We start from the raw sequence: 24,329 nt of genomic DNA, 5'->3' as shown, positions 1-24,329 counted from the left end.
GCCCCACCCTCCACCGGACACATGACCATGCCCAACGAGCACATCGTCAAGAGCTACGACGAAGAACTGCAGCGCCTGACCCAGGAAATCACCCGCATGGGCCGGATGGCCGTAGCCCAGCTGGAATCGGCACTGGATGTGATCGAACGTTTCGACCCGCTCGCGGCCGAACGGATCATCGCCAACGATGTCGAGATCGATGCCCTGGAGCAGTCCATTGCCCATGACGTGATGCGGCTGGCGCTGCGCGGCCCGCTGGCGCGTGACCTGCGCGAGATCCTGGTCGGCGTGCGTGTGCCTGCCGAGCTGGAGCGGATTGGCGACCACGCGGCCAACGTGGCCAAGCGCTCGCGGGTGCTGGCGCAGATGCCGCCGGCCAACCAGCCGACCCCGCCGCAGATCCAGGGGCTGCGCGCGGTCGGCAAGCTGGCTGCCAGCCAGGTGCTGCGCGCCATTGATGCCTACGAAAAGCGCGATGTGCAGGCGGCCATGGCCATGCGCGAGGACGATGCCCGGCTCGATGCGCTGTATACCGCACTGTTCCGCGAGCTGTTGACCTACATGATGGAAGACCCGCGCAACATCACCGCCTGCACCCACCTGCTGTTCATGGCCAAGAACCTGGAACGGGTTGGCGACCATGCCACCAACATTGCCGAGAACCTGTGGTTCCTGGTGCATGGCGACACCCCGCTGCCGGCACGCGAAAAGGCCGACCGCACCAGCGGCAACTGAGCTTTTCCCACCGGGCCAGGCAGGCGCCGGCCCGGTCATCCATGGGCCGGCAGTGAAGCGGCTCTGTTAGGCTATGGCGATGGATACCCCTTCTGATTGCGCGCACGAAACCGCTGCGTTCGTGCCGATGTCCCGCCGTTTCCGCGGCTACCTGCCGGTGGTCGTGGATGTTGAAACCGGTGGCTTTGATGCCAGCCGGCATGCCCTGCTGGAACTGGCGGCGGTGCCGCTGGAACTGGATGACCAGGGGCTGCTGATCCCCGGCCAGACCCATGCCGCGCATGTGGTTCCCGCCGAAGGCACGCAGATCGATCCGAAGTCGCTGGAGGTCACCGGCATCCGTCTGGACCATCCGTTCCGGCTGGCCAAGGCCGAAAAGGACGCGCTGGAACACGTGTTTGCGCCGATCCGCGCGGCGCTGAAGAAGCACAACTGCCAGCGCGCGATCCTGGTCGGGCACAACGCCCATTTCGACCTGGGCTTCATCAATGCGGCGGTCGCGCGCAGCGGCCACAAGCGCAACCCGTTTCATCCGTTCAGCGTGTTTGACACCGTGACCCTGGGCGGGGTTGCCTTCGGCCAGACCGTGCTGGCCCGCGCCGTGGCCGCCGCCGGTATCGAGTTCGATGCCAGCCAGGCGCACAGCGCGGTGTATGACACCGAAAAGACCGCCGAGCTGTTCTGCCATATCGCCAACCAGTGGCCACGCCAGGATCGTCCCTGAGCCCCCAACGGACCGGTCGATGATGAAAAAAGCAGGCCAGTGGCCTGCTTTTTTCATTGCCTCAACCATGCAATGCCTGCGGCACCGGTTCATTCCACACAGGTGACATCACGGCCGCTGCTCTTGGCGCGGTACAGCGCGTGGTCGGCGCGCTGGTACAGGTCGGTGGCCTGCCTGTCGTCAGAGCGTGCCTGCACCAGACCGGCACTGAAGGTCACCGTCAGGCCCTGCACGCCACCCCAGTCATGCCGCTGATGGAACAGGCCCTGCAGCCGGCTGCACAACTGCTCGGCCTCATCGGCGGTGGTGTCACCGAGCAGCAGCGCAAACTCCTCCCCGCCCAGGCGCGCAGGCAGGTCGCCCTCGCGACAGGCATCCAGCAGCAACTGGCCCACATCCTTGAGCACCTGGTCGCCGACGCTGTGGCTGAAGCGGTCATTGACGGTCTTGAAGTGATCGATGTCCAGCACCACCAGGCACAGCGGATGGCCACTGCGCTGATGGCGGGAAAACTCGCGCGTGAGCGCTTCATCAAACACCCGGCGGTTGGGCAGGCCGGTCAGCGGGTCTTCGCGCGCCTGGCGCTCAAACGCCTCGGACTGCTCGCGCAGGCGCTCGAGCAGGCGGGTTTTTTCCTGGTTGGCCGCCAGCAGGCTCTCGGCCTGCAGCTGCAGGTCGTAGGTGCGCTGGTCCACCAGTCGCGCCAGCCGCTGGTTGTGCGCCTTGTAGCGGTACACGCCATAGCGGTAGAGGCAGGCCCAGAGCAGCAGCAGCGCAAACACCGCGACCATCCACACCCAGGCGTTCTGCCACCACAACGGGGCCACCCGGAAATGCAGCTCGGCCGCCTGCAGGCTCCAGCGCCCGCCCGGGTGCATCGAGGCCACCTGCAGGGTGTACTCGCCCGGCGGCAAACCGATGTATTCCACGCTGCGCTGGCGGCCACGCTCGATCCACTCCTCATCCAGGCCGACCAGGCGGGTGCGGTAGCGGATGCGGTCGCTGATCAGGTAGCTCAGGCCGACATAGCTGATCGACAGGCGCGCACCGCCGGGAACCGACAGCGGGTTGTTGCGCCAGTCCTGCAGCTGGCCATTGACCCGCACCTGCTCGAGCATCGGCCGCGGCGCCGGGCGCTCACGCAACTGGCGCAGATGCTGTGGATCGACCACGCTCAGGCCGCCGGCGGTGACCACCCAGTAGCGCCCGTGCCGGTCCAGCATCGCCCCCGGCCCACTGCTGCCGTTGGCCTGCGAATTGCTCATGCCATCGATTTCGGAATAACGCTCGACCGTTTCCAGCAGGTCGCGGCGGCCATCGGCCACATCGTTGAGGCTGACCATGTCCGTGCGCAGCACGCCGCGGTTGGAAGACAGCCAGGCATTGCCCAGGCGGTCAGGCACCAGCTGGAACACCGCATCCACCGGCAGGCCCTGCTCCAGGCCGACATGGCCGAGCTGGCCATCGCGGTAGCGGTACAGGCCACGGTCGGTGCTGATCCACATCGCATTGCCGACGCTTTGCAGTCCAAACACGGTCCGCGCGCCGCCGAGCTGGTTCAGCTCCAGACGCTGGACCCGGTCGGGCAGCACCACGCGTACCCCTTCGGTGCTGCCTACCCACAGGTTGCCCTGGTGCTGGCCCAGCGCAATCACCAGTTCCTGCTTGGGCAGGCCGTGGATCTGCGGTCGATCGACCACGCCGTTGCTGATCCGCAACAGCCCCCCCTGGGTCCCCACCCACACCTGGTTGTCCGCATCCACCTCGATGGCACGGACATTGCCCGAGGACAGCTGCTGCACCTGCGGGTAGTGGGTCAAGCGGTCATCGCCGTCAATGCGGATGACCCCATCGGAAAAGGTGCCGGCCCAGACCGCGCCATCCGGCCCCTGGGCAAGGCTCAGGACCGAGACCGCATTGTCGGTTACCGCGGACAGATCGATCTTGCCGATGCGGCCATCGGTCTCCATCCGGTCCAGCCCCTGCGCAGTGCCGACCCAGATCCGGCCGCGCTGGTCTTCCAGCACGCTGCGGGCATAGTTGCCGCTGAGCCCGTCGCTTGTGCCATAACTGGTGAACAGGGTTTCGCGCAGGCGGAACAGGCCGCCATTGGCGCCGACCCAGATGCTGCCCTCGTTGTCCTCGAACATGCTCAGGATGCGTCCCCCGGGCAGCTGCTTGCCCTCGGGCAGCCGTTCCAGGCCGTGCGGGCCCAGCCGCATCAGGCCATCGCTTTCGGTCCCCAGCCAGATCAACCCCTTGCTGTCGACCAGCATCGTGGTCAGGAATGTCTGCTCATCAACGCTGTAGTGCAGTTGTGGGCGGCCATCACGCATGCGGTAGATGCGGTTGCCGACAACCAGCCACAACACCCCGTCCGGGGCCAGGTACGGCCATGCCGGCGCCGCGGGCAGGCCAAAACTGGCGGGCGCGCGCCGCAGTTGCCCCCGGCTGTCGCGCATCAGCACGCCATCCATGGTTCCCAGCCAGACCTGGCCCAGGCTGTCCACGACCAGGCCCGGATAGGTCAGCAGCACCGACAGGTCATCCGGCGGCGGGGTGAAGTTGAAGCGCCCGCCAGGGTCCAGGTGGCCCAACCCCTTGCCTTCGTACTGCAGCCACAGGCGCCCGTTCTGGTCACTGGCGATGCCCTGGATCAATACCCCGGGCGCCGGCAGCTCGCGTTCGAAATGCTGCCAGTGCCCCTTGCTGTCATAGCGGCTGAGGTTGCCACGCGAATCGCCTACCCACAGCGCACCCTGCCGGTCCACATGCAGGGTGCCGACCGCGTTGTCGAGCAGGCCCGGGGTGCTGCCGCGGTCAAAGGTGGTGAACTCCTGGCCGTTGTAACGCACCAGGCCTTCCCAGGTTGCCAGCCAGATCAGGCCATCGGGGGTCTGGACAATCTTGCGCAACGAGTTGTGCGGCAGGCCCTCGCGGGTGGTCCAGATATCGATGGCGTAATCGCGCATCGGCCGGATCGTGGGTGCCACCGGGGTGGGATCCAGCAGCCCGGGGCCGGGACTGCCACTGGAAAATGCTGTCGCTACCGCGTGTGCTGGTGCCGCAAGCAGCAGGCCCAACAGCAACAGACAACAGCCAAGCCAGCCGTACACCCTGGCAACCAGCGCCGGTACTGCCTGGCTTTGTGCTATGCGTATGACCACTGCCCCTGCCACTGCTCGCGTGTAGGGCTTGATTTTAGGCATACCCGGGCAATGCTGCCCACCTTATTGTGTACAAGCCGGCCAATGCACGATGGCCTCCAGGCCACCATCGGGGTGGTTGCGCAGGCTCAGCTGCGCGCCGTCCTTGTCGGCCAGCGCCCTGGCGATGGCCAGGCCCAGGCCGGCACCGCCGGTATCGCGCGAACGTGAGGTCTCCAGCCGTACGAACGGGTCAAACACGCTGGCAAGCGCCTGCTCGGGGATTCCGGGCCCCTGGTCGCGGATGTGCACGCTTATCCCGTGGTCGTCGCTTGCCGCCCATACCCGGGCCTGGCCGGCATATTTGAGCGCGTTGTCGATCAGGTTGGAAAACAGGCGGTGCATGGCCTGCGGCCGCAACGACAGCACCTGGCCACAGCCGCCGGCAAAAACGATATCGGCACCGGCTTCCTGTGCGTCCTCGACCAGGCTTTCCAGCAGCGAATCCAGTTCCAGCGGCACTGGTTTCTCACGGCTGTGCTCGCTGCGCGCCAGGTCCAGGCCCTCGCGGATCAGTGCCTGCATCGCGGCCAGATCGGCCACCAGCCGTTCGCGCAGGCTGGCGTCGTCGACATTCTCCAGGCGCAGCCGCAGCCGGGTCAGCGGCGTCTGCAGGTCATGGGTGATGGCCGCCAGCATCTGGGTGCGCTGGGCCAGGTGATGCTGCAGCTGCTGCTGCATGGCATTGAAGGCCTGCGCGGCATGGCGCACCTCACTGGGGCCGGCCTCGGGCATCGGTGCCCGATCCAGGTCACGTCCCAGGGCGCGGGCGGCAGCGGCCAGCTGCTGCAACGGGGCACTGGCGATGCGCGCCACCCCGTAGGCCAGGACGGCAATGGCCAGCAGCAGCAGGGACAGGAACCAGGGGTCGAGCATCGCGGCCTGGTCGCGCGCCACCGCCGGGGTTTCAAAGGCCAGCCGTAAGTCGGTGCCATCACTCAGGGTCAGGCTCACCAGGCGGCAGCGTGGCGGCTGGTATTCGCGGCGGCTGCGTGTCCGCTCCGTGCTACGGTTGTCGGCACGTGGTGTCCGGGGCAGCAACTGGCGCAGTTCCGGCTGGCAGGTGCCAAAGGAGGCCAGGTCCACCCGGGCACTGGCCACCGGGCCACTGCGCTGGGCCAGCAGCGCCTGCAAGGCCACATCGCTGCGCAACAGCCGGACCTGCTGCGGGGCAGCGCGGATGCCGGCACCGGCCGCCAGCAACCGGGTGCGGATTTCCGGGTTGGCATCGAGCAGCTGGACAAAGCTCTGCAGCCGGTCGGCATTGCGCACCAGCAGCTGGCGATCAAACTCCTGGTTGCGGCGTGCATTGGCCAGCGCGGTGGCTGCCACCGCGGCAATGCTCATGCCCAGCAGCAGGATCACGAACAGCCGCCCGGTCATCGAGGACAGGAACTGGCGCAGCCGGTTCATTCCACCGCCACCGTGCAGGCCAGCACATAGCCTTCGTTGCGCACGGTCTTGATCAGGCTGCCGCCGGCCTGGCCAAACTTGGCGCGCAGGCGGCTGACCTGCAGGTCAATGGCCCGCTCCTGCGAATCGAACGGTTTGCCACTGGAGAGCATGACCAGCTGCTCACGGCTGAGCACCTTGTTCGGATGGCTGACAAAGACCTTGAGCAGACGGTATTCGGCGCCGGAAAGCACCAGCACCCGTCCGGCTGGATCAATCAGGTGGCGGTGTTCCAGGTCAAACAGCCAGCCCTGGAAACGTGCCTTGCGCAACGTCAACGGCTCCAGGTTGGCCGGCAGGGCCTGGGTGCGGCGCAGCACATTGCGGATCCGCGCCAGCAGCTCGCGCGGTTCAAACGGCTTGGCCAGGTAGTCGTCGGCGCCCATTTCCAGCCCGAGCACACGGTCGATCGGCTCGCTGCGCGCGGTGAGCATGATCACCGGCAGGCTGGACTGGGCACGCAGGTCGCGGCACAGGGTCAGGCCATCCTCGCGCGGCAGGTTCAGGTCCAGCACCACCAGGTCGATGGCCTGGCGTTGCAGCTGCTGGCGCATCTGCGCACCGTCGGCAGCGGTGGAGACACGGTAGCCGGCCCGGCCCAGCTGCTCGGCCAGCAGGGTGCGGATGTCATGGTCGTCATCGACCACCAGCAGGTGGTGGGGAGCGCTGTCATCGTTCATGGGGGCATCTTCGCCGTTGGCGCGCGCACATGCACCTGCCGCGGTGTACCGGTCCTTGTCCGCAGGCCCTGGCTGACACACAACGACACATTCCCGCCAGCTGCCGATACAGGCCGGTACATGTCCAGGCTTGTGGTCCATGAAGGCACTGGCAAACTGGGGCGTCGCCGACTGCCGGCCCCACACGTTGAGTCCACCGATCGTGAAACTGCCCCTGCCCAAGACCCGCAATGGCCGCCTGCTCCTGACCGTTGCCGTGCTGGCCGCCCTCGGTGGCGGCGCCTGGCTGCTGAGCCGTAGCGAGGAAGCTCCGAAACTGGCCACCTCACCGGTCACCCGCGGCGACCTGGAAGTGACTGTCGAGGCCACCGGGGTGATCGATGCCTACAAGCTGGTCAATGTCGGCGCCCAGGCCTCGGGCCAGATCAAGAAGCTGTTCGTGCAGCTGGGCGACGAGGTCAAGGCCGGCGACCCGATCGCCGAGATTGATTCGATCACCCAGGAAAACAGCCTGCGCAACGCCGAGGCGGCACTGGAGAACGTGCGCGCCCAGCGTGACCTGCAGGCGGCCAACCTGCGCGAGGCCGAACTGGCCTTCGAGCGCCAGCGGATGATGTTTGCCGAAGGCGCCACCTCCAGGGCCGAGTACGACACGGCCGAGGCGCGCCTGGCCACCACCCGCGCGCAGATCCGTGCCATCGAGGCGCAGATCAAGCAGCGCGAGACCGAGATGGGCACCGCCCGTGCCAACCTGGGCTATACCCGCATCGCCGCCCCGATCGACGGCACCGTGGTCGCGGTGGTCGCCGAGGAAGGCCGTACCGTCAACGCCAACCAGTCCGCACCGACCATCGTCAAGCTGGCCCGGCTGGACACGGTCACCGTCAATGCCGAGATTTCCGAAGCCGACGTGGTCAAGGTCAAGGCCGGCATGCCGGTCTACTTCACCATCCTGGGCAACCCCGAGCGCCGCTACCACGCCACCCTGCGCACGGTGAACCCGGCCCCGGCCTCGATCGCCACCGAGACCAGCAACAACACCAGCAACGCCAGCAGCTCGGCGGTCTACTACAACGCGCTGTTTGACGTGGAAAACCCCGATGGCTCGCTGCGCATCGACATGACCGCCCAGGTCTCGGTGCTGCTGCAGCAGGCCAGCGATGCCCTGATGATCCCGGCCGTGGCCCTGGGCCCGAAGATGGGCGAAGGCCGTGGCCCGCGCGGCGAAGGCGGCAAGCCCGGCGCGCAGGGCTCGGCAGGTGAGCGCACGGCCGCTGGCCAGGCGCGGGGCAAGCGTGACCCGGCTGCGCCGCCGCGCGTGGCCAGGCGCGATGACTGCACCCACTACCTGGTAAGCGTGCTCGATGCCGAAGGCCAGGCCGCACCGCGGCCGGTCTGCATCGGCCTGAACAACGGCGCCATGGCCCAGGTGGTCGATGGCCTGGCCGAAGGCGACCAGGTCGTGGTCGGTGATGGCTCCGAGATGCCGGCCGGCAACGGCAACCCGCGCGGCGGCATGCGCGGCGGCCCGATGGGCATGATGGGTGGTCCGCGTCGATGAGCCAGCCCCTGCTGCAGCTACGCAACCTGCGACGCGAGTTTCCGGCCGGCGAGCAGACCATCGCCGTGCTCAAGGACATCAACCTGGACATCGCTGCCGGTGAGCTGGTGGCCATCGTCGGCCAGTCCGGTTCGGGCAAGTCCACCCTGATGAACATCCTCGGCTGCCTGGACCGCCCCACCAGCGGCTCCTACCAGGTCGATGGCCGCCAGACCGGGCAGATGGCGCCGGACGAGCTGGCGCAGCTGCGCCGCGAGCATTTCGGCTTCATCTTCCAGCGCTACCACCTGCTCGGTGACCTGGATGCACGTGGCAATGTCGAGGTACCGGCCGTGTATGCCGGCACCCCGGCCCAGGCACGGCGCGAACGTGCCGATGCCCTGCTCGCCCGGCTGGGCCTGGGCGAACGCATGGGCCACAAGCCCGGCCAGCTCTCCGGTGGACAGCAGCAGCGCGTGTCCATTGCCCGTGCCCTGATGAACGGCGGCGAGGTGATCCTGGCCGACGAGCCCACCGGTGCACTGGATACCGCTTCCGGTGAGGAGGTGATGCGCATCCTCGGCGAGCTGCATGCCGAGGGCCACACCATCATCATCGTCACCCACGACATGCAGGTGGCCGAACACTGCCAGCGCATCATCGAAATCCGTGATGGCACCATCATTGCCGACCGCCGCAACGACAAGGTACCCACCCTGCCCCCGCCCAGGCGCCGGGAGAAACTGCGTACCGGCGGCACCGCCTTCCAGGCCGCCCGCGACCGCTTCACCGAAGCCTTCCGCATGGCCCTGCTGGCGATGAATGCCCACCGCCTGCGTACCTTCCTGACCATGCTGGGCATCATCATCGGTATCGCCTCGGTGGTGACCGTGGTGGCGATGGGCAACGGTTCGCAGCAGCAGATCCTGCAGAACATCTCCGCGCTGGGCACCAACACCATCGATGTCTATCCCGGCAGCGGTTTTGGTGACATGCGCTCGGGACGGGTGCAGACGCTGAAGGCCAGCGATGCCACCGCCCTGTCCCAGCAGAGCTATGTCGACAGCGCCACGCCGTCAGTATCCTCTTCCGTCACCGCACGCATCGGCAACAAGGCCGCCAATGCCCAGGTCAACGGCGTGGGCGAGCAGTTCTTCCGGGTCAAGGGCGTCACCCTGGTGTCCGGCCGCCTGTTCGATGCCGATGACGTGCGCGCGATGGCCCAGGTCGCGGTGATTGACGAAAACACCCGCAACCAGCTGTTTGGCAGCGAGGATCCGATTGGCCAGGTGCTGCTGCTGGGCAATGTCCCGGCGCGCGTGATCGGTGTGGCCAAGCGCCAGTCGATGGGTTTTGGTGGCAGCACCAACCTGAGCGTGTGGGCGCCGCACACCACGGTGATGGGGCGCATGCTCGGCCAGGCCCACATCAACTCGATCACCGTGCGGGTCAGGGACGAGATCCCGATGCCGGCCGCGCAGTCAGCCATGACCAAGCTGCTGACCCTGCGTCACGGCAAGCAGGATTTCTTCCTCAACAACACCGCCGAGATCCGCGACACCATCGAGTCCAGCAGCAAGACCATGACCCTGCTGATCAGTTCGATCGCCGCCATCGCGCTGCTGGTCGGCGGCATCGGGGTGATGAACATCATGCTGGTGTCGGTAACCGAGCGTACCCGCGAGATCGGCGTGCGCATGGCCGTGGGCGCGCGCCAGAGCGACATCCGCCAGCAGTTCCTGATCGAGGCGGTGCTGGTCTGCCTGCTCGGTGGCGTGCTCGGCATCGCGCTGGCGCTGGCCATCGGCTGGGCGTTCAAGACCTTTGGTGCCAGCTTCCCGCTGATCTTTTCCACCGCATCGATCGTGGCAGCCTTTGCCTGCTCCACGGTGATCGGTATTGCCTTCGGCTTCCTGCCGGCCCGCAGCGCGGCCCAGCTTGATCCGGTCGACGCCCTGGCCCGCGAATGAGGACTGCCTTGATGATTGCCCCGCGTACCCTGCTTCTCTCCCTGGCCGTCAGCGCCGCGCTGGCCGGCTGCGCCACCCCCGGCGCCAACCCGGCCGCCGACATCCGCGTGCCTGCGGCCTGGGGCCAGCCCAGCGCGCCGACCCAGGTGCAGCCGCTGGAGGTCACCGCACCGCCGACCGACATTGCCGCCGATGCCTGGTGGCGCGGTTTCAACAACGCCCAGCTCGATGCCCTGATCGACCAGGTGCTGGCCAGCAACACCGACATGGCCGTGGCCGGCCTGCGCCTGCAGCGCGCGCGGCTGCAGGCCGGTCTGGCCAGTGCCGACCTGTGGCCCAGCGCCAACGGTTCGGTCGGGGTGTCCGGCAACCGCCGCATCGACACCGGCGATGACTGGAGCGAGGGCTACAACGCCAGCGTCTCGCTGGGCTGGGAACTGGACCTGTGGGGCAAGCTGCGCGCCCAGCGCGACATTGCCCAGTGGGAAGCAGCAGCCACCGCCGAGGACCAGCAGAACACCGCCCTGCTGCTGGTCAGCCAGGCCGCCGAGCTGTACTGGCAGATCGGCTACCTCAACCTGGCCATCCGCAGCGGCCAGGCCAACCTCGAGCGCCTGCAGCGCATCAACCAACTGGTCGACGTGCAGTACCGCGCCGGTGCGGTGTCGATGCTGGAAGTGCGCCAGGCGGCGCAGAACCTGCAAGCGCAGAAGTCCAACCAGGCCCAGCTGGAACAGCAGCGGGTGGAAGCACGCAATGCCCTGACCGTGCTGCTGGATGGCCAGCCCTGGCCAGCCGGGCGCGAGGCACAGGACCTGGATGGCTTCACGCTGCCGGGTGTCGCACCGGGCCTGCCTGCCGAACTGCTGGCCCGCCGCCCGGACCTGCGTGCGGCCGAGCTGCGCCTGCGCCAGTCGCTCAAGCAGATCAAGGTCACCGCCACCAGCTACTACCCCACTTTCAGCCTGTCCGGTTCGGTGGGCGGCTCGAGCACCGACCTGGCCGATGTGCTGGCCAACCCGGTGGCCAGCCTCGGCGCCGGGCTGAGCCTGCCGTTCCTGCGTTTGCGCCAGATGCAGCTGAACATCAAATCCAGTGATCTGGCCTACCAGATCGCCGCCAATCAGTTCCGCGACACGCTGTATTCGGCACTGGCCGAGGTCGACAACGCGCTGTCGGCCCGCGAGAAACTGGCCGTGCAGCTGGCCGCCAGCCAGGCCTCCCATGACCACGCCGTGGAGATCGAGCGCCTGTACGAAGTGCGTTACCGTGCTGGCGCCACCGACCTGCGCAACTGGCTCGATGCCCAGCAGACCCGGCGCACTGCCGAGCTCGCGCTGGCCCAGGCCAAGCGCAGCGTACTGGTCAACCAGACCACGCTGTACAAGGCGCTGGGCGGTTCGGACCGCAGCCAGCCCTGAGTACGCACCGCGCCGCGAACGCAGACGCTTGGCGGCCAGGGCCCCATCTGTCGATGGGGCCTTTTTGCGCCGGCCTTGGCCTAAGATGACGGCTGTTTTTGCTCTGGTCGTGCTGGATGCAACACCGCTGGTTTCCCTCGGCCCTCGCCCTGTGCCGGTACCGCTGTGCCCCCTGGTCACTGCAGCTGGACGGCAGCCAGCTCAGCGCGATCACCGCCCAAGGCCGCTACACGCTGCCGCTATCGGCACAGGCGGGCCTGACACTGCAACGCCGGTGGTGGTGGACCAGCGTGCACCTGCATGGCGAGGACGGACAGGCCATCTGCCTGCCCGGCTTGTCACCGCGCGATGCCCGCCAGCTGCAGCAGTTGCTTGACCACGCCCAGGCCGATACACAGCGCCAGCACCGCCTTGCCGCCATGGCCGCATGGATCGACGCCGCCGATGCCCTGTGTGACCAGGCCGTGCAGCAGCGTCGCTGGATCAGCCACGAACAACAACAGGCATTGCTGCTGCAGCGTCAGCACATCGATCCGGGCCAGCAGGCACGGTGCCAGGCATCACCGGCTGACCTGTCCGGCGCCGAAGCCGCCTGCCTGCAGGACTGGCAGGCCGACTGGCCGGCGCTGTGGGAACAGGCCAACCAGCACATGGCCGATGCCGAGCTGGCGCACAGCCGCGCCTTGTTTGCGCGGGTCGAAAGCCGCCCCTTGAGTGAGGAGCAGGCGCGTGCCGTCATCTGCTTCGACAACCGGGTGCAGGTGGTGGCCGCCGCCGGCTCGGGCAAGACTTCCACCCTGGTGGCCAAGGCCGCCTATGCGATCGACCGCGGCATCGCCCAGCCATCGCAGATCCTGATGCTGGCCTTCAACAAGGAGGCGGCCGGCGAACTGCAGGCACGCGCGCAACAGGCGTTTGCCCGGCTCGGCCAGCCCGGCTGGCAGGTCCAGGCGGCCACCTTCCACGCCCTGGGCCTGCAGATCATCGGCCAGGCCAGCGGGCGTACACCGCATGTCCCGGCCTGGGCCATCGATGCCCAGGCCGGCGTGGACAAGCTGGCCGAGCAGGTGGATATGCTCAAGGACCGCTCGGCCGATTTCCGCACCCGCTGGGACCTGTTCCGGCTGGTATTCGGCCACGCCCTGCCGGCCGCCGGCACCGCCATCGCCCAGGCCGATGGCCATGACCGCGCCGGCCAGCCGTATGTGCTCACCCTGCGCGGCGAACAGATGCACAGCCAGGAACACTGCCTGCTTGCCAACTGGCTGTTCTACAACGGCGTGGACTACTGCTATCGCGCCCCTTTCGCACTGGACGCAGACAGCAGCGGCACGCGCAGCCACCATCCGGATTTCCACTTTCCGCAAGCCGGGCTGTGGTACGAGCACCACGTGCTCGATGCCGATGGCCAGCCCCTGCTGCACTTTTCGGCGCAGCAGCAGGCCAGCGATTTCAAGCGTCTGATCCATCACGCCCGTGGCCACCGCCTGCTGGAAACGACCTCGGCGCAGCTACGCAGCGGCCAGGCTTTCGCGCTGCTGGCCGATGCCCTGCAGGCCGCCGGCATTGAACTGGACCCACACCCCGACCGCGAACTGCCCGCCGACGGCCAGCCGCCGTTGCCCGACGAGGAACTGATCGGCCTGATGCGCGCCTTCATCAGCCACGCCAAGAGCAACGCGCTGGGCAACGCGGCCTTGCAGCAGCGTCTGGCCGGCCTGCCGGGCGATGACTTCAGCGAACGCCACCGCCGCCTGCTCGAGCTGGCCGCGCCGGTGACCGCCGCCTGGGATCAGGCCCTGGCCGCCGAAGGCGGGGTGGACTTCGAGGACATGCTCAACCACGCCGCCGAGCTGCTGGAAAGCGGCCAGGCCAGCACCCCGTGGACCCTGGTGATGGCCGACGAATTCCAGGATGCCTCACGTGCCCGCGCCCGGCTGTGCCGCGCCCTGGTCGCCGCACCACACCGCCATCTGTTTGCCGTTGGCGATGACTGGCAGTCGATCAACCGCTTCGCCGGTGCCGATGTCGGGGTGATGACCGGGTTTGCTGATTACTTCGGCCACGGCCAGGTGCTGCAGCTGACCCAGACCTTCCGCTGCCCGCAGGCGCTGTGCGATGCGGCCAGCCGCTTCGTCAGCAAGAACCCGGCGCAGCTGCGCAAGCAGGTGCGTTCGCTCACCCCTGCGCATGGTCCGGTCCTGCAGGCGCTGCAGGTGGCCCGCCGCGAACAGCTGGGCGATGCAGTGGCCCGGCTGCTGACCCGCCTGGTGGCCCAGCTGCGCAGTGGCCAGCAGCCGCCGGGGCGGGGCGGCAAGCTGCAGGTGTTCGTACTGGGCCGCTACAACCGCGAACGGGCCTGGATCCCGGCCGATTGGCAGGAACGCTTCGGCCAATGGCTTCAGCTGCGCTTTGCCACCATCCACCGCTCCAAGGGTGCCGAGGCCGATGTGGTGATCCTGCCCGGCCTGCTGGCCGGCAGTTTCCCCAGCCAGCGCGCCGATGACCCGGCCCTGGCCCTGGCCATGCCCGATGGCGAGCACTACCCACTGGCCGAAGAACGCCGTCTGTTCTACGTCGCCCTGACCCGAGCCCGCCGCCAGGTACTGATGCTCACCGTACAGGGCCGCAACTCGCCGTTCCTCGACGAGCTGGTCGCCGATGGCGCCGTGCAGCTGACCCATCTTGATGGCCAGGCCGTGGACGAGAAACGCTGCCCGGCCTGCAGCACCGGGGTCATCGTGCTGCGCAACGGCCCCTACGGCCCGTTCCATTCCTGCTCGGGCTACCCGCGCTGCCAGTACAAGCCAGGCCAATCCGCCCTGACCACGCCGGCACCCCGGCTTGCCGGCAGCAAGGGCTGATCCCTTCGGCCGCACCGCACAAGCGCCTGCGTCGCCCACGGCAGCCTGGCCAGTACCCGCTGCCAGCACCGCCGGCCAGCGGAGATCGGCGTGCACGGTGGTTCGCGCGCGGGCAGTGCCGCCAGCCCCACTGGCCGGTTGCCAGGCCAGCGGACAAGCACTGCCCAGTGCACCATCCACGCCCGCCCCCGACCCGGCAGCAGCCGTTCACGCCGGTGCCACGACACCGCAGTGCGCAGCCCCTCTCGCGCTCCGGAAGACACTTGCCATGGGAGCTTGCGGCCGCATCAACCGGCCGCATCACTTCGCAGCGCGGGCGCTACCGGCGTGCGCACAACCGCACACGCCGCTGCCAGTGCACACCAGCAAAAAACCCCGCCGATGGCGGGGTTTTCAGCAGGCTTGCCAGGCAGCGACGACAAGCAGCATCGGGCTTGGCACGCTGGCCTGCGCCTAGCGGTCACAGCCGCTGGCGCACGGCCTCGAACAGCGCGATGCCGGTAGCCACCGACACGTTCAGGCTTTCGATATCGCCCGGCATCGGAATCTTGACCAGGCCATCGCAGGTTTCGCGGGTCAGCCGGCGCAGGCCATCGGCCTCGCCTCCCATCACCAGCGCGACATTGCCGCGCAGGTCCAGCTGGTGGATGGTCTGGGTCGCCTCACCGGCCAGGCCATAGACCCAGACACCGAGCTTCTGCATTTCCTTCAAGCTGCGTGCCAGGTTGGTGACCGCGATCACCGCGATGGTGTCGGCAGCACCGGCGCTGACCTTGCGCACGGTGGCGTTGACCTGGGCGCTCTTGTCCTTGGGAATGATCACCGCGGTGACGCCGGCGGCGGCGGCGCTGCGCAGGCAGGCGCCAAGGTTGTGCGGATCCTGCACTTCGTCCAGCACCAGCAGCAGTGCCTTGCCGTCGGCCGCTTCGATCAACCCGGGCAGCTCGCCTTCCTCGGTCAGCTTGGCGGCGGCGTAACGTGCGGCCACGCCCTGGTGGCGCAACTGGCCGGCAACGCCACTGAGCGCCTGCGCATTGACCTTGCGCACGGCAATATCCTTGCGCAGCGCGTTTTCCTCGATTTCGACCAGGCGCGGGTTCTTGCTGCCGGCCTCAATCAACACTTCGCGGACGTTCTCTGCGTCCTTTTCGATGGCGGAAGCGACGGCATTGACGCCGACGATCCATTGGTTTTGCTTGCTCATGGGCGCCACGGGGGATTATCAGGGGCTAATGGTACGACTTGCGGCCGCCGCTGAGTGAAGCCGCGCTGCACCGCCAAGGGGCAACAGCGCCCCTGGCGGCGGCCGCAGATCGTCTGCTCGATCAGTATTTCTTCTTGCTGCGCCGGGCCGGCTTGCCATGCGGCGGCAACGGCGACGGAGCGGAATGCTGCTCCTGCTCCTCGCCCAGATGGCTGACCAGGCGGAAGTCGATCTTGCGCTCTTCCATGCTTGCCTTCAGCACCAGTACCCGCACGCGGTCACCGAGCCGGTATTCCTGGCCACGGCGATCCGCTGTGAGCACCTTGCGCACCGCATCGAAATGATAGAAATCGTGCGGCAGCTGGGTCACATGGACCAGGCCATTGACCTTGGACTGGTCCAGCTCGACGAACAGGCCGAAGCTGGTCACGCCACTGATCACGCCATCGAACTGGCCACCGACGTGCTTTTCCATCCACGCCGCGCGGTAACGCTCGTCCACCTCACGCTCGGCCTCGTCAGCACGGCGCGCGCGCTCGGAGCACTGCAGCGACAACGCGGCCATCTCGCGCGGGCCATAGGCAAAGCCCTTGGCACTGCCATGGCGCAGGGCCTGCTTGATTGCCCGGTGCACCAGCAGGTCCGGATAGCGGCGGATCGGCGAGGTGAAGTGCGCGTAGAACTCCAGCGCCAGGCCAAAGTGGCCGACGTTGTCCGGGCTGTATACCGCCAGCGACTGGCTGCGCAGCAGCACCGACTCGATCAGCGCCGCATCCGGGCGCTCGCGGATCCTGCCCAGCAGCTTGGTGAAATCGCCCGGGCGCACCTTGGACCAGGACGGCATCGCCAGCTGGAATTCCTTCAGGAACTCCAGCAGGTCCTCGTACTTGGACTCCGGTGGCTTCTCGTGGATGCGGTACGGCGCCGGCACATCGACCGAGAGCAGGTAGCGCGCGGCCTCGACGTTGGCGGCGATCATGCATTCCTCGATCAGCTTGTGCGCGTCGTTGCGCACCAGCATCCCGGCCTGGGTCACCTGGCCGGTGTTGTCCAGCACGAAACGGACCTCACTGGTCTCGAACTCGATCGCGCCGCGCTTGGCACGGGCCTTGGCCAGCACCTTGTAGAGCTGGTGCAGGCGCTTGATCGCCTCAAAGTTCTCGCCCAGCGCGGCAATCGCCGCCGGCTCGCCCTCGCCCACCGCATCCCACACCTGGGTGTAGGTCAGCCGCGCATGCGAGTGCATCACCGCCTCATAGAACCTGGACTCGGTGACCTGGCCGCTGCGGTCGATCTGCATGTCACAGACAAAGCACATGCGGTCCACCTTCGGCTTGAGCGAGCAGATGCCGTTGGAGAGTGTCTCCGGCAACATCGGCACCACAAAACCAGGGAAATACACCGAGGTGGCACGGTCCTGCGCTTCGTTGTCCAGCGGGTTGCCCGGGCGCACGTAGTAGGAGACATCGGCAATGGCCACCACCAGGCGGAAGCCGTCGGCGGTCGCCTCGCAGTACACCGCGTCATCGAAATCCTTGGCGTCCTCGCCATCGATGGTCACCAGCGGCAGCGCACGCAGGTCGATGCGTCCTTCCAGTTCGGCCGGCGACACATCCACCGGCACCGCGGCGGCTTCGTCGATCACCTCCTGCGGGAATTCAAACGGCAGCTCATGGCCGTGGATGGCGGCCTCCACCACCAGCGACGGGGTGAGCTTGTCGCCGAGCACGGTGAGGATGCGCCCGATCGGCGGGCGCCGGGTATCCGGTGCCTGGGTGATCTCGCACACCACCAGCTGGCCGTCACGGGCCTCGCCCACCGCGTCGGGCGGGATCTGGATGTTGCGCTGGATGCGCTTGTCATCGGGCACCACATAACAGATGCCGAATTCGGTCATGAAGCGACCGATCATCCGGGTCATGCCGCGTTCGAGCACGCGCGCAATGCTGCCTTCGCGGCGGCCACGGCGGTCGATGCCGGTGACATTGGCCAGCACCCGGTCACCGTGCAGGACCTTGCGCATTTCATACGGCGGCAGGAACAGGTCATCGCCACCGCTGTCAGGACGCAGGAAGCCGAAGCCTTCCGGGTTGGCGATGACCACACCGGGCACCAGGCTCAGCTGCGCCACCGGGGCAAAGCCACCACGGCGGTTCTGCACCAGCTGGCCATCACGCACCATCGCCCCGAGGCGACGGCTCAGGGCCTCGAAACGCTCCGGCGCGGTCAGTTCCAGCTGTACGGCCAGCTCCATCGCATTGCGCGGGCCGCCGGCCTCGGCCAGCACCTGCAGCAAGGCCTCGCGGCTGGCAATCGGCTGCTCGTAGCGCTGGGCCTCGCGCTCGGCCTGGGGATCAACCAAGGGACCCGGTTTACTGCCAGTGTGGCCAGTCGGCCGGGCTTGTGCGGGGCTGCCGCGGCGACGGCCGGCCATCGGCGGTTGCGGCGGTGCCGAGTCCAGCTGCGGCAGCCAGCCCGGCAATGGCTTGTCGGCCGACTTGCGGCGCGCGCCCTTGCCGGCGCCGCTCTTGCGTGCGGGGGGCTTGCCGGCGGTCGGATGGGTCGGATGGGTCGGATGGCTGGATCCGCCATCGGCGGGATTGCGGCGCTTGGGCCCGGACGAGGTTTTTTTCTTCATCGCCTCAGCTTGTAGTGGCGGCTCGGGTGGCGCGGACGCAGCGGCGATGGCAGCCGGCTCGCTGCGGCGTACGGCCTTCAGCGGGTTCGCGACGAGCTTGTTGAACAACGAAGTGACAGTGCGGGCAATGCCGCCCTTGCCGGTCTCTGGACCATTGGACCCGGTCGGGGTTTTCTTTTTCATTGCCGACCATGGTACCTGCTGCGGCGCCATTACCGTGTGCCCGGCCATTCCTGCCCGCCACCGACCTGTTCAGCCAGCCCGCTGCAGCCCAGGACAGCCGCCGCGCCCTGGGAGGTTGACAGCACTGGACGCACCCTGCACAATGCATGCTTCCTGAGGCGCCCAGGTGGCGGAATTGGTAGACGCACTAGTTTCAGGTACTAGCGGGTAAAACCGTGGAGGTTCGAGTCCTCTTCTGGGCACCATACGATCAAACCGGCGAAAGCCGGTTTTTTCATGTCTGCGCGGTACGCAAGGCAACTGCCTGGCCGCATCGAAAATTTTCTTCGCCAAGGCTTGACGAAGGCCTGCCTCTTACCCATAATTCACAGCTCCTGAGGCGCCCAGGTGGCGGAATTGGTAGACGCACTAGTTTCAGGTACTAGCGGGTAAAACCGTGGAGGTTCGAGTCCTCTTCTGGGCACCATACGATCAAGCCGGCGAAAGCCGGTTTTTTCATTTGTGCAAAGGAAAGAGCCGCCGGCAAGCACTGCTTTGCACAAGCTGGCCACTCGGCAGACAGTGCCTGTCGAGCCTTGACAGGCAGCTGCCACAGCCATCAGAATTCACCGCTCAAGTCGCCTAGGTGGCGGAATTGGTAGACGCACTAGTTTCAGGTACTAGCGGGTAAAACCGTGGAGGTTCGAGTCCTCTCCTGGGCACCATGACTTGATCACGACAAAGCCGGCGAAAGCCGGTTTTTTCATGCCTGACGGCCGGCAGTGACAGCAGGCGGACCCGTTGGCAATATCTCGGCAATACCGCTTCATAAAAGTGAAAAAAACGTTGACATTGTCCCGTCAAACGTTCAAGATTCACCTCGTCAAGTCGCCCAGGTGGCGGAATTGGTAGACGCACTAGTTTCAGGTACTAGCGGGTAAAACCGTGGAGGTTCGAGTCCTCTCCTGGGCACCACGACGTTGACGCAGACAAAACCGGCGAAAGCCGGTTTTTTCGTATCCGCACTTCCCAACGCGGGCAATTTGCGCTTTGCTCGCCTGCCCTGGTCGACACCATGCCGCACATGCCCGCGCCCCCGTCCCTCGCCGAGCTGCTGGCCAGCACTGAGCCGTTTGCCCTGCTCGATGACGCACGCGCACCGGCCGGACAAGCGCGCAGCCGGCTGTTGCACGGTTTTACCGGCGTGCTGGCCTGTGCCAGCGTAGAGGACCTGCCAGCCTGGCAAGCACAGTTGCAGGCCGCCATCGATGCCGGCCAGCACGTATTGCTGCTGGCCGATTACCAATGGGGGCTGGAACTGCACGACCTGCCGCCCAGCGCCTGCGAGCACGACGGCGCGACAGGCCTGCGTGCGCTGCTGTTTGCACAGCAGCAGCTGCTGGATACGACCGAAGTGGCGCAATGGCTGGCCACGCCGGGGCCGACGCGTTGTGGCCTGCTCGGCTGGCGGCCGGCACATGACCGGCAACGCTTCATCCAGTCCATCGCCCGGATCCACGCGGCAATCCGGCGTGGCGACACCTACCAGGTCAACCATACCTTTGCCCTGCAGGGCCTGGCCCACGGTGATCCGGCGGCGATCCATGCGCAGCTGCGCCAACGCCAGCCGGCCGCATTCGGCGCGCTGATCCGGCTGCCGCAGCAGCACTGGGTGCTGTCACTGTCTCCGGAGCTGTTCGTGCGGGTGGATGACGGTGTGGTCAGTGCCCAACCAATGAAAGGCACCGTCGCGGCGGGCGACAACCCTGCCGAAGCGGCGCACTGGCTGGCCACAGACGGCAAGAACCGCGCCGAAAACCTGATGATTGTCGACCTGCTGCGCAACGACCTGGCGCGGATCGCGCTGCCGGGCACGGTGCAGGTTCCGGCCCTGTTCCAGGTGCAGCCGGTCGGCCGGGTGCTGGGCATGACCAGCACGATCCAGGCCCGGCTGGCCCCGCAAACCGACCTGGCAACGCTGCTGCAGGCGGTATTTCCGTGCGGCTCGATCACCGGGGCGCCCAAGCGCAGCACGATGGCCTTGATCCAGCAGCTGGAAACCGCATCGCCACAGCCACATGCGCGCGGCCTGTACACCGGGGCAATCGGCTGGCTGCAGGGCGGAACCGATGCGGCACGCATGCAGCTGTGCCTGTCGGTGCCGATCCGCACCATCGAACTTTCGCCCCACCCCGGCGGTGGCCACTACGCACGCCTGCCGGTGGGGGCAGGCATCACCATCGACTCCGATGCCGCCTCCGAATGGGACGAGTGTCTGCTCAAGGGCGATTTTGCCTGCCGCGACATGGCCGGTTTGAGCCTGTTTGAAACCATGCGTGTCGATGCCCAGGGGAAGGTGCTGTCCTGGCCGGCCCATCGCGCCCGGCTGCTGGCCAGCGCCCGGCAATTGAGCCTGCCGCTGGGCCCCAACACCCTGGATCAGGCCTTCAACCAGCAACAGGGACGGCTGGCAGCTGGCCCGCCACGGCGGCTGCGCCTGAGCCTGGCGGCCGATGGCCGGCTGGACTGGCACTGCAGCGTGCTCGAACCGCTGCCCGGTACCGGCCCGGTGACGCTGTTGCTGTCGCCCAGCCCGATAGACACGCCGCACTGGCTGCTGGCGCACAAAACCGACCTGCGCCAGCAGTATGACCAGGCCATTGCCACCGCCACCGCGGCCGGTGCGTTCGACATGCTGTTTTTCAATGCTCAAGGCCAGCTCACCGAAGGCGCACGCAGCAATGTGTTCGTCAAACTCGCAGGCCACTGGTACACCCCGCCGGTGGCGGCTGGACTGTTGCCGGGGGTGATGCGCGGGCAGCTGCTCGCGGACCCGACATTGAAGGCGCGCGAACGCACGATCACCCGCGATGAGCTGCTCGCTGCGCAGGAACTGCTGGTCTGCAATGCCCTGCGCGGCGCCCTGCCGGCGGTTCTGGCGCCCTGACAGCGCACTGCCCGCCACAGGGCCGCCAGCGGTAGTGCTTGGCATTGGCCGGCACATGCGGATAATCAACGGGCTGTGCCGGCGCTTGGCGCCGCTCTCCTCAGGCTACTGGTATTCCCTGCATGACCGACCTTGCCCGTTCTCCGTTCCACGGTTTTGAGCAGCTGCCGCTGCGCGAATATGCCGAACGTGCCTACCTGGACTACTCCATGTATGTGGTTCTGGACCGCGCACTGCCGTTCATCGGTGACGGCCTGAAACCGGTGCAACGCCGCATCATCTATGCGATGAGCGAGCTCGGCCTGAGCGCCGCGTCCAAGCACAAGAAGTCGGCGCGTACCGTCGGTGATGTGATCGGCAAATACCACCCGCACGGTGACAGCGCCTGTTACGAAGCGCTGGTGCTGATGGCCCAGCCGTTTTCCTACCGTTACCCGCTGATCGACGGCCAGGGCAACTTCGGCTCGCCCGATGACCCGAAGTCGTTTGCGGCCATGCGCTACACCGAATCCAAGCTCTCCCCCCTGGCCGAAGTGCTGCTGGGCGAGCTCGGCCATGGCACCACCGACTGGAACCCGAACTTCGACGGCACCCTGGAAGAGCCGACCTGGATGCCGGCACGGCTGCCGCACCTGCTGCTCAACGGCACCACCGGCATCGCCGTGGGCATGGCCACCGATGTGCCGCCGCACAACCTCAACGAGCTGGTATCGGCACTGATCCGGCTGATCGACGAACCGCAGACCAGCCTGGAAGAGCTGTGCGAGCACGTGCGCGGCCCGGACTACCCGACCAGCGCCGAGATCATCACCCCGGCCGCCGACCTGCGCCAGATCTATGCCACCGGCCACGGCTCGGTGCGCGCGCGCGCGGTGTGGAGCCGCGAGGCCAACAACCTGGTGATCAGCGCCCTGCCCTACCAGGTCTCGCCGTCGAAGATCATCGAGCAGATTGCCGCGCAGATGCGCGCCAAGAAGCTGCCGTGGCTGGAAGACATCCGCGACGAATCCGACCACGCCAATCCGGTACGCATCGTGCTGGTGCCGCGCTCCTCGCGCGTGGATGCCGAGCAGCTGATCGGGCACCTGTTTGCCACCACCGACCTGGAGCGCAGCTTCCGGGTCAACCTCAACGTGATCGGCCTGGATGGCCGGCCGCAGGTCAAGAACCTCAAGCAGCTGCTCAGCGAATGGCTGCGCTTCCGCACCGACACTGTCACCCGCCGGCTCAACCACCGGCTTGAAAAGGTCGAGCGCCGGCTGCACCTGCTCGATGGCCTGCTGGTGGCCTTCCTCAACCTGGACGAGGTGATCACCATCATCCGTACCGAGGACGAGCCCAAGCCGGTGCTGATGGAGCGCTTCGGCCTGACCGAAGAGCAGACCGACTACATCCTGGAAACCCGCCTGCGCCAGCTGGCCCGCCTGGAAGAGATGAAGATCCGCGGCGAGCAGGATGCGCTGAGCAAGGAGCGCAGCAAGATCATCGCCACCCTGGAAAGCCCGGCCAAGCTGAAGAAGCTGATCAAGGACGAGCTGCTGGCCGATGCCAAGAAGTTCGGCGACGAGCGCCGCTCGCCGCTGGTCACCCGCCAGGCCGCACAGGCGCTGGATGAAACCGAGCTGGTGGCCAGCGAACCGATGACCGTGGTGCTGTCGGAAAAGGGCTGGGTACGTGCCGCCAAGGGCCACGACGTCGATGCGGCCGGCCTGTCCTATCGTGATGGCGACCGCCTGCAGGCCGCCGCGCGTGCGCGCAGCACCTGGCAGGTAGCCTTCCTGGACAACACCGGGCGCAGCTATTCCACTGCCGTGCACACCCTGCCCTCGGCACGCGGCAATGGCGAGCCGCTGACCGGCCGCTTCTCGCCGGCCGCCGGCGCGCAATTCGTCACTGCCACCAGCGCCGAGGCGCAGCAGCGCTTCGTGCTGCTGACCAGCCACGGCTATGGCTTCATCACCCGGTTCGAGAACCTGATCGGCCGCAACAAGGCCGGCAAGGCGATGCTCAACCTGTCCCCCGGTGCCGGGGTGATCACCCCTGCCCCGCTGGGCCAGGTGGAAACCGACCGCATCGTGGCCGTGACCAGCTCGGGCAACCTGCTGGCCATCCCCGCGACCGAGCTGCCGGAACTGGACAAGGGCAAGGGCAACAAGCTGATCGAGATCCCCAAGGCCAAGCTGGCCACCGAACGGGTCATCGCGGTGGCCGCGGTTGCACCGGGGCAGAACCTGCTGGTGCAGTGCGGAGCGCGCACCATGACCCTGGCGTTCAAGGATCTGGAAACCTACCTGGGAACGCGCGGCACCCGCGGGCAGCTGCTGCCGCGCGGGTGGCAGAAGGTCGACGGGCTGGCGGTGGAGTAAGGGCAAGCCCTCCACTCGCTATCCGGGCGCGCGCCGGCGCACCGCTCACAGCAAAGGCCCCGCAGTGCGGGGCCTTTGGTTTTGCCGCGACACGGATCGCTCCGGCAAAAGCCAGATGATCCATCACCACCGGCAATAGCCGACAACCCGCGCTCCTGCCGGAGCGGCCCCGGTACGCGATGCTTTTGTGCCCGATGACAGACATCCAGATGACCCGCAGCTGCAGCAGTCAATCCCGGGCAATCCTGTGACTGCACAGCTCCTGCCACGGCCGACAGGCATTAAAAAGGTTCATCGCAGATCAGCGTGGAGCTTTTCCCGGTTGCGCTTACCCTTGAGGCCTGATTTCAGTGCTCAAGGGTGAGGTCATGCTGGATCGGAAGATGATTGCCGCGCTGGGCGGCTGGGAAGGCTACCGGG

General features: G+C 67.1%; 12 protein-coding genes, 4 tRNA genes and 1 pseudogene. 12 read left to right on the top strand and 5 right to left on the bottom strand.

Annotated elements, in window-relative coordinates; translation table 11 throughout:
* Positions 1–21: 21 nt before the first annotated feature.
* Both phoU and rnt read left to right on the top strand, forming a co-directional pair.
* On the top strand, positions 22–735 hold the full coding sequence (phoU, locus tag ABB25_RS08185) for a phosphate signaling complex protein PhoU (protein WP_057665757.1): 714 nt from the start codon (positions 22–24) through the stop codon (positions 733–735).
* 79 nt (positions 736–814) lie between these two features.
* Positions 815–1,459, top strand: a complete 645-nt coding sequence (rnt, locus tag ABB25_RS08180; protein ID WP_057665756.1) for a ribonuclease T — start codon at positions 815–817, stop codon at positions 1,457–1,459.
* Positions 1,460–1,548: 89 nt separating this feature from the next.
* Here rnt and ABB25_RS08175 read toward each other — a convergent pair whose 3' ends face one another.
* The 3 genes from ABB25_RS08175 to ABB25_RS08165 all read right to left on the bottom strand — a co-directional run bounded on the left by ABB25_RS08175 (position 1,549) and on the right by ABB25_RS08165 (position 6,797).
* A complete protein-coding gene (locus ABB25_RS08175) occupies positions 1,549–4,452 on the bottom strand; it encodes a ligand-binding sensor domain-containing diguanylate cyclase (protein WP_244477781.1) in 2,904 nt (967 codons plus the stop codon).
* A gap of 237 nt (positions 4,453–4,689) precedes the next feature.
* Positions 4,690–6,078, bottom strand: coding sequence for an ATP-binding protein (locus tag ABB25_RS08170; protein ID WP_057665754.1), 1,389 nt, complete (start codon positions 6,076–6,078; stop codon positions 4,690–4,692).
* Positions 6,075–6,797, bottom strand: coding sequence for a response regulator transcription factor (locus tag ABB25_RS08165; RefSeq protein ID WP_057665753.1), 723 nt, complete (start codon positions 6,795–6,797; stop codon positions 6,075–6,077). Before ABB25_RS08165 ends, ABB25_RS08170 begins: the two co-directional genes overlap by 4 nt.
* A 202-nt stretch (positions 6,798–6,999) precedes the next feature.
* Between ABB25_RS08165 and ABB25_RS08160 the strand changes: the two genes are divergently transcribed.
* The 4 genes from ABB25_RS08160 (at position 7,000) to ABB25_RS08145 (ending at position 14,592) form a co-directional block, all read left to right on the top strand.
* Positions 7,000–8,358 carry an efflux RND transporter periplasmic adaptor subunit gene (locus tag ABB25_RS08160; RefSeq protein WP_244477780.1) on the top strand — a complete coding sequence of 453 codons (1,359 nt, stop codon included), beginning with the start codon at positions 7,000–7,002 and terminating at the stop codon, positions 8,356–8,358.
* Positions 8,355–10,307, top strand: coding sequence for a MacB family efflux pump subunit (locus tag ABB25_RS08155; protein WP_057665752.1), 1,953 nt, complete (start codon positions 8,355–8,357; stop codon positions 10,305–10,307). The genes ABB25_RS08160 and ABB25_RS08155 overlap by 4 nt, the downstream gene beginning before the upstream one ends.
* Positions 10,308–10,318: 11 nt before the next feature.
* Positions 10,319–11,728 (top strand): efflux transporter outer membrane subunit, encoded by a 1,410-nt coding sequence (locus tag ABB25_RS08150; protein ID WP_244477779.1) that lies wholly within the window; start codon positions 10,319–10,321, stop codon positions 11,726–11,728.
* 116 nt (positions 11,729–11,844) lie between these two features.
* Complete coding sequence (locus ABB25_RS08145) at positions 11,845–14,592, top strand: UvrD-helicase domain-containing protein (protein ID WP_057665750.1); 2,748 nt, start codon at positions 11,845–11,847, stop codon at positions 14,590–14,592.
* Positions 14,593–15,052: 460 nt separating this feature from the next.
* On the opposite strand, the gene rlmB is transcribed toward ABB25_RS08145, so the two are convergent.
* Together rlmB and rnr are read right to left on the bottom strand one after the other, a co-directional pair.
* Positions 15,053–15,796, bottom strand: coding sequence for a 23S rRNA (guanosine(2251)-2'-O)-methyltransferase RlmB (gene rlmB, locus ABB25_RS08140; protein WP_057665749.1), 744 nt, complete (start codon positions 15,794–15,796; stop codon positions 15,053–15,055).
* A gap of 121 nt (positions 15,797–15,917) precedes the next feature.
* Positions 15,918–18,152 (bottom strand): annotated as a pseudogene (gene rnr / locus ABB25_RS08135) (ribonuclease R); the annotation flags it as partial.
* A gap of 625 nt (positions 18,153–18,777) precedes the next feature.
* Here rnr and ABB25_RS08130 point away from each other — a divergent pair.
* From ABB25_RS08130 to parC, 6 genes are all read left to right on the top strand, one after another.
* Positions 18,778–18,862: transfer RNA gene (locus ABB25_RS08130), tRNA-Leu, on the top strand.
* A 136-nt stretch (positions 18,863–18,998) separates the two neighbouring features.
* A tRNA-Leu gene (locus tag ABB25_RS08125) sits at positions 18,999–19,083 on the top strand.
* Positions 19,084–19,236: 153 nt separating this feature from the next.
* Positions 19,237–19,321, top strand: a tRNA-Leu gene (locus tag ABB25_RS08120).
* Positions 19,322–19,486: 165 nt separating this feature from the next.
* Positions 19,487–19,571, top strand: a tRNA-Leu gene (locus ABB25_RS08115).
* A 109-nt stretch (positions 19,572–19,680) separates the two neighbouring features.
* Entirely contained in the window at positions 19,681–21,543 is a 1,863-nt protein-coding gene (locus tag ABB25_RS08110; RefSeq protein WP_057666091.1) for a chorismate-binding protein, read from the top strand.
* A 122-nt stretch (positions 21,544–21,665) separates the two neighbouring features.
* Positions 21,666–23,909 carry a DNA topoisomerase IV subunit A gene (parC, locus tag ABB25_RS08105; RefSeq protein ID WP_057665748.1) on the top strand — a complete coding sequence of 748 codons (2,244 nt, stop codon included), beginning with the start codon at positions 21,666–21,668 and terminating at the stop codon, positions 23,907–23,909.
* Positions 23,910–24,329: the final 420 nt, after the last annotated feature.

Source organism: Stenotrophomonas koreensis (assembly GCF_001431525.1).
GTDB lineage: Bacteria > Pseudomonadota > Gammaproteobacteria > Xanthomonadales > Xanthomonadaceae > Stenotrophomonas > Stenotrophomonas koreensis.
Note: the sequence above shows the minus strand (reverse complement) of the source record. Positions and strands in the feature narration are given on the sequence as shown.

Coding starts and splice junctions, on each gene's coding strand:
- parC (WP_057665748.1), top strand. CDS start 21,666: ATGACCGACCTTGCCCGTTCTCCGTTCCACGGTTTTGAGCAGCTGCCG.
- ABB25_RS08155 (WP_057665752.1), top strand. CDS start 8,355: ATGAGCCAGCCCCTGCTGCAGCTACGCAACCTGCGACGCGAGTTTCCG.
- ABB25_RS08150 (WP_244477779.1), top strand. CDS start 10,319: ATGATTGCCCCGCGTACCCTGCTTCTCTCCCTGGCCGTCAGCGCCGCG.
- ABB25_RS08110 (WP_057666091.1), top strand. CDS start 19,681: ATGCCCGCGCCCCCGTCCCTCGCCGAGCTGCTGGCCAGCACTGAGCCG.
- ABB25_RS08145 (WP_057665750.1), top strand. CDS start 11,845: ATGCAACACCGCTGGTTTCCCTCGGCCCTCGCCCTGTGCCGGTACCGC.
- rlmB (WP_057665749.1), bottom strand. CDS start 15,796: ATGAGCAAGCAAAACCAATGGATCGTCGGCGTCAATGCCGTCGCTTCC.
- phoU (WP_057665757.1), top strand. CDS start 22: ATGACCATGCCCAACGAGCACATCGTCAAGAGCTACGACGAAGAACTG.
- rnt (WP_057665756.1), top strand. CDS start 815: ATGGATACCCCTTCTGATTGCGCGCACGAAACCGCTGCGTTCGTGCCG.
- ABB25_RS08170 (WP_057665754.1), bottom strand. CDS start 6,078: ATGAACCGGCTGCGCCAGTTCCTGTCCTCGATGACCGGGCGGCTGTTC.
- ABB25_RS08165 (WP_057665753.1), bottom strand. CDS start 6,797: ATGAACGATGACAGCGCTCCCCACCACCTGCTGGTGGTCGATGACGAC.